This is a genomic window from Cellulomonas sp. IC4_254 (assembly GCF_011603975.1).
In the GTDB taxonomy this organism is placed as follows: domain Bacteria; phylum Actinomycetota; class Actinomycetes; order Actinomycetales; family Cellulomonadaceae; genus Cellulomonas.
In genome coordinates this window covers 1-4,842 of record NZ_JAANNB010000244.1, presented here as the reverse complement: position 1 = coordinate 4,842, position 4,842 = coordinate 1, and the positions used below count along the sequence as shown (strand labels likewise).

Genomic DNA, 4,842 nt, shown 5'->3' with positions numbered 1-4,842 from the left:
CGGCCGCGCTCGGCCCGCGAGTGCGTACGAAACACGTCGAGCGCCTACCCAGCGGATAGGCGCTCGACGCGTGTCATGTCCACTCGGCGGCCACGCGGCCGCCCGCGCCTCAGGAGACGAGCGCGCGCATCACCGAGGTGAAGAACCGGAGGCCGTCCGTACCCGAGCGCGGGCCGCGGGCGCCGTCGGGACCGAAGCCGGCCTCGACCGCGTGCTCGGGGTGCGGCATGAGGCCGACCACGTTGCCGCGCGCGTTGCTGATGCCGGCGATGCCGCGGCGCGAGCCGTTCGGGTTGGTGTCCTCGTAGCGGAACACGACCCGGCCCTCGCCCTCGAGCTCGTCGAGGGTGTGCTCGTCGGCGACGTACTGGCCGTCCTGGTTCTTGAGCGGGATCGTGATCCGCTCGCCCTGCGCGTACTCGGCGGTCCACGCGGTGTCGGCGCGCTCGACGGACAGCACCTGCTCGCGGCAGACGAAGTGCAGGTGGTCGTTCTTGATCATCGACCCGGGCAGCAGGTGCGCCTCGGTGAGGACCTGGAAGCCGTTGCAGATGCCGAGCACGGGCATGCCCTTGCCGGCGGCCTCGACGACCTCGCCCATGACGGGCGCGAACCGGCTGATGGCGCCGGCGCGCAGGTAGTCGCCGTAGGAGAACCCGCCGGGCAGGACCACGGCGTCGACGCCGCGCAGGTCCGCGTCGGCGTGCCAGAGGGCGACGGGCTCGGCCCCGGCGAGGCGCACGGCGCGCGCGGCGTCGCGGTCGTCCAGGGTGCCCGGGAAGGTGACGACGCCGATCTTGGTCATCAGGCCAGGCCCTCGGAGAGGACGGTCCCGGCGGCGTCGGCCTCGGAGTCGGCGACGCGGACGACGTCCTCGATGACCGGGTTGGACAGCACCTGGGTGGCGGCCTCGGCGGCGGCGGCCAGGACCTCGGGGGTCACCGGCCCGTCGACCTCGAGCTCGAACCGCTTGCCCTGGCGGACGCTGGTGAACTGGCCGAAGCCGAGCCGCGGCAGCGCGCCGGCGACGGCCTTGCCCTGCGGGTCGAGGATCTCCGGCTTGGGCATCACATCGACGACGACTCGTCCCACGGGTGAGCTCCCTGGTTCGCGGCGGTGGGGATGGTCACAGCGTACCCACCCCGCGGGGCACCTCCGCGCGCGCGTCCGTCAGGCGGCGCGGACCACCCCGACGTGCGCGTTCCCGCCGCCGGTGAGGTAGGCCATGATCGCCGGGTTGTCCGAGGTGGCGAGGTCGGTGGAGTACCCGACGACGACCACGGCCCAGCCCCGGTCGAGCAGCGCGTCCAGCCAGGCGTCGTCGTGCTCCGCCGCGAGCTCGACCTCGTCGCCGACCCAGAGCGTCGCCCAGCCACCCGCGGCGGTCAGCGAGGCCCGGTAGTCGTCGACCTCGCGCAGCGCGGTGTCGTCCGTGCCGGACAGGCCGAGCGCGGCGGCGTACCGCTCGAGCCGCGGCACGACGCCGGGCTCCCGGTGCGTGGGGTGCACGACCCAGCAGGCGACCGGGCGCCCGTCCCGGGGGTGGTACCCGAGCGCGGTGCGGCCACCGATGCCGTGCGGGGCGAGGACGTGCAGGTCAGGGCGCATATGAGCGGGGACGTTACGACCCGGTAGCGGCGCTGTCCTGGGACCTCTGGGTGCTAGCACCCACGCCCGTCGGGCGGACCACCCGAACGGTCGACGCCGACCGGGTGGGTGGGTCGGTGACCCGGCGGCGTGGCGGGGAGTCGACGGAGATCGGCAGCGCAGCCCCTCGCCGGTCGGGGCCGCGACCAGCACGATCGCCGCACGGACCTCTCCCCGGACGCCGCCCTGGTCGTGATCGACGTGCAGCAGGGCTTCGACGACGCCGCCTTCTGGGGCCGGCGCGACAATCCCGACGCCGAGCGGAACATCGGCGTACTCGTCGACGCGTGGCGGCGCACCGGCCGCCGCGTCGTGGTCGTGCAGCACGCCTCGCGCACCTCGCCGCCGCTGCACGCCGGCACCCCGGGCTACGACCTCAAGCCCGTCGTCGCCGACGTCGAGCCGGCGCTGCACGTCACGAAGTCGGTGAACTCGGCGTTCTACGGCGAGCCGGACCTGCACGCCTGGCTGACCGGCGCCGGGATCGGGCAGCTCGTGCTGTGCGGCATCCAGACCAACATGTGCGTCGAGACCACCGCCCGGATGGCCGGGAACCTCGGCTACGACGTGCTGCTGCCGGTCGACGCCGCGCACACGTTCGACCTCGCGGGGCCGGACGGCGTCGTGCTGTCGGCGGAGGAGCTGACGCGCGCGACCGCGACGAGCCTGCACGGCGGCGGGTTCGCCCGCGTGGTGCGGACGGCGGAGGTGGTCGCCGCGGCGTGACGCACCGGGGCTCAGAACCCCCGGTGCGTCCACCGCCCCGCGAGCAGCGTCCCGGCGACCGGCATCTCCCGCAGCGGCGCCTCGGCCTGCAGCGGGTCCGCGTCGAGCACGGCGAGGTCGGCGGGCGCCCCGACGGCGAGCGTCAGCGGCTGCCGGTCGACGGAGGACCGCAGCGCGGTCAGCAGGTCGAGCCGCTGCTCCGGGTGCCACGGCTCGCGGCCGTCCCGGGTGCGCTCGACCGCGGCCGACACCGCGACCCACGGGTCGAGCGGTGCCACGGGGGCGTCCGACCCGAGGACGAGCTCGACGCCCGCCGCGGCCAGCGACGCCAGCGCGAACGCCCGCCCCGTGCGCCCGGCCCAGTGCCGGTCGGCGACGTCGCGGTCGTCCATGGCGTGCTCGGGCTGCACGGACGCGACGACGCCAAGCGCGGCGAACCGGGCGACGTCGTCGTCGGTCAGCAGCTGGGCGTGCTCGACGGACCCGCGGGCGCCGGAGGCCGCGAACGCGTCGAGCGCGAGGGTGTTCGCGTGGTCGCCGATCGCGTGGATCGCGCAGGTCAGGCCCTTGCGGCTGGCGTGGGCCATGAGCGGCACGAGGTGCTCGGGCGGGACGGACAGCACGCCGTGCGCGTCGGCGCCGGACAGGCCGGGGTACGGGTCGTGGCAGAACGCGGTGCGGGTGTTGAGCGAGCCGTCGGTGACGACCTTGAGCGGGCCCTGCTGGAGCAGCCCGCCGGTGCCCACGATCACGTCGCCGGACCGGAGCTCCTCGGCGAGCACCCGGTCCAGGTACGGCTCCCAGACCCCTGCGCGGACCCGCAGCGCGTCGGTGCCGGCGGCGATCCGGCGGCGCCAGGGCGTGAGGTTCTCGGTGATCTCGAGCTCGACGACGCCGACCACGCCACGTGCGGCGGCGGCCCGCGTGGCCTCGGCGACCCACTCGTCGGCGACGTCGTCGGGCACGTGGTCGACCACGCTGGTCAGGGGCAGCCACTCGGCCTCGCGGAGCAGCCCGGTCGCGTGGCCGGAGACGCCCGCGTACCGCAGGCCCGCGGTGCTGAACCAGGCGCAGTGCAGGTCGCCGGACACGAGGATCACCGGCACGTCGCCGACGGCGGCGTCCAGCAGCTCCGCGGTCGGCACGTCCGGCCACAGGCCGTCGCGGAACCCGTAGCCGACGAGCGCGGTGCCGGGCGTCAGCGGGCGCGCGGCGAGCCGGTCGAGCACGATCCGGATCGCGTGCGCGGCGGAGGTCGCGGCGGACACGTCGAGCCGCTGGCGGGCGAGCGCCCACTGCGTCATGTGGGTGTGCGCGTCCCACAGGCCCGGCATCACGGTCCGGCCGTCGAGGTCGACCTGCTCGACGCCCGCGCCGGCGCCGTGCGCGAGGTCCGGCCCGACGGCGTGCACCCGGCCGTCGCGCAGCAGCACGTCGACGGTGCGGGCGGCGCCGAGCAGGCGGGCGCGGGTCAGGACGAGCGGTGCGGTGCTCACGGCGGTGACGCCTTTCGTTCGACGGTGGTGGGGTCCGCGCCGGCCTCGGCGCCGGTCAACCCCGGATCAAGCGCCGGTCAGGTCCAGTCCGGGCGGCGGTCGAGCTCGGCCCGCATCGCGGCCGCGAGCGCCGGGTCGGCGTAGTGCGGGTCGGTGCCGAGGTGCTCGACGACCCGTTCCGCGACCGCGCGCGGCTTGTCCTGGCTGAGCTTGGCCTTGCCCTGCCAGCGGGTCACGGACAGCCGGAACCCGACGGCGCCCGGCGCGATCCGGCGGGCGTAGCCCTCGACGTCGGGCATCCGCACCGGCTCGGGCATCGGCTGCTCGTACCGGTCGACCGTCGCGCCCATGACGGCGTACGAGTCCTCGGCGTCGAGCAGCTCGAGCGTGCCGTAGAGGTGCACGGCGAGGTAGTTCCAGGTCGGCACGGCCGGGGTGTAGCCGTACCAGCCGGGCGAGACGTACCCGTACGGGCCCTCGACGACCAGCAGGTGCTCGCGGCCGGAGCCGGCCTGGTGCAGCAGCTCGTCCGGCCGGCCGAGGTGGCTGAGCACGGTGAGCGGGGCGGACGGGACGGTGAACCGGTCGGGCAGGCCGTGGGCGTCGCGGGCGGGCCGTGCGGGGGCGGGCGGCGCCGGCTCCCCGGCGCCCGCCCCGGGCCCCGACGGCAGCGTGACGTCCTCGCCCAGCAGCACCGGCACGTGCGACGCCACGGGCCCGTCGTCGGTCACGGAGACGAGCGTCGCCCACCCGTGGGCCCGCACCAGGTCCCGCACGCGCCCCTCGTCGGTCAGCACGTAGTCGGTCGTGTGGATCACGCGGCCCATCGAACCACCACGGACCCCTCGGGCGGCACCCAGGCCCTGTGTCACGCACGTAAAACTTTCATTGCCTACTGAACTCTCAGCATCCCGGCTATTGACTCCGGCACGGGGTCCCGGGGTTGACTGTCGGGCACCGCCGCCGGGCGCCG

Annotated in this window: 6 protein-coding genes; 1 reads left to right on the top strand and 5 read right to left on the bottom strand. The window is 75.4% G+C overall.

The annotated features are described in order from the left end of the window. Positions 1–109: 109 nt before the first annotated feature. The 3 genes from purQ to G6556_RS17075 all read right to left on the bottom strand — a co-directional run bounded on the left by purQ (position 110) and on the right by G6556_RS17075 (position 1,608). Positions 110–805 carry a phosphoribosylformylglycinamidine synthase subunit PurQ gene (gene purQ / locus G6556_RS17085; RefSeq protein ID WP_166944082.1) on the bottom strand — a complete coding sequence of 232 codons (696 nt, stop codon included), beginning with the start codon at positions 803–805 and terminating at the stop codon, positions 110–112. Beyond that, positions 805–1,092: a phosphoribosylformylglycinamidine synthase subunit PurS gene (gene purS / locus G6556_RS17080; RefSeq protein ID WP_154729127.1), complete on the bottom strand. Its 288-nt coding sequence runs from the start codon at positions 1,090–1,092 to the stop codon at positions 805–807. The genes purQ and purS overlap by 1 nt, the downstream gene beginning before the upstream one ends. 78 nt (positions 1,093–1,170) lie before the next feature. Next, entirely contained in the window at positions 1,171–1,608 is a 438-nt protein-coding gene (locus tag G6556_RS17075) for a hypothetical protein (protein ID WP_166944080.1), read from the bottom strand. A 231-nt stretch (positions 1,609–1,839) separates the two neighbouring features. On the opposite strand from G6556_RS17075, the gene G6556_RS17070 reads away from it, so the two are divergent. Then, on the top strand, positions 1,840–2,373 hold the full coding sequence (locus G6556_RS17070; RefSeq protein WP_346774964.1) for an isochorismatase family protein: 534 nt from the start codon (positions 1,840–1,842) through the stop codon (positions 2,371–2,373). Between the two features lie 11 nt (positions 2,374–2,384). Here G6556_RS17070 and G6556_RS17065 read toward each other — a convergent pair whose 3' ends face one another. Together G6556_RS17065 and G6556_RS17060 are read right to left on the bottom strand one after the other, a co-directional pair. Continuing rightward, positions 2,385–3,869, bottom strand: coding sequence for an amidohydrolase family protein (locus tag G6556_RS17065; protein WP_166944076.1), 1,485 nt, complete (start codon positions 3,867–3,869; stop codon positions 2,385–2,387). Positions 3,870–3,946: 77 nt separating this feature from the next. After that, positions 3,947–4,687 carry an FMN-binding negative transcriptional regulator gene (locus G6556_RS17060; protein WP_166944074.1) on the bottom strand — a complete coding sequence of 247 codons (741 nt, stop codon included), beginning with the start codon at positions 4,685–4,687 and terminating at the stop codon, positions 3,947–3,949. Between the last annotated feature and the right edge of the window lie 155 nt (positions 4,688–4,842).

Bases quoted from the DNA above. Each gene is read 5' to 3' on its own strand.
- purQ (WP_166944082.1), bottom strand. From the start codon at position 805: ATGACCAAGATCGGCGTCGTCACCTTCCCGGGCACCCTGGACGACCGC.
- G6556_RS17075 (WP_166944080.1), bottom strand. From the start codon at position 1,608: ATGCGCCCTGACCTGCACGTCCTCGCCCCGCACGGCATCGGTGGCCGC.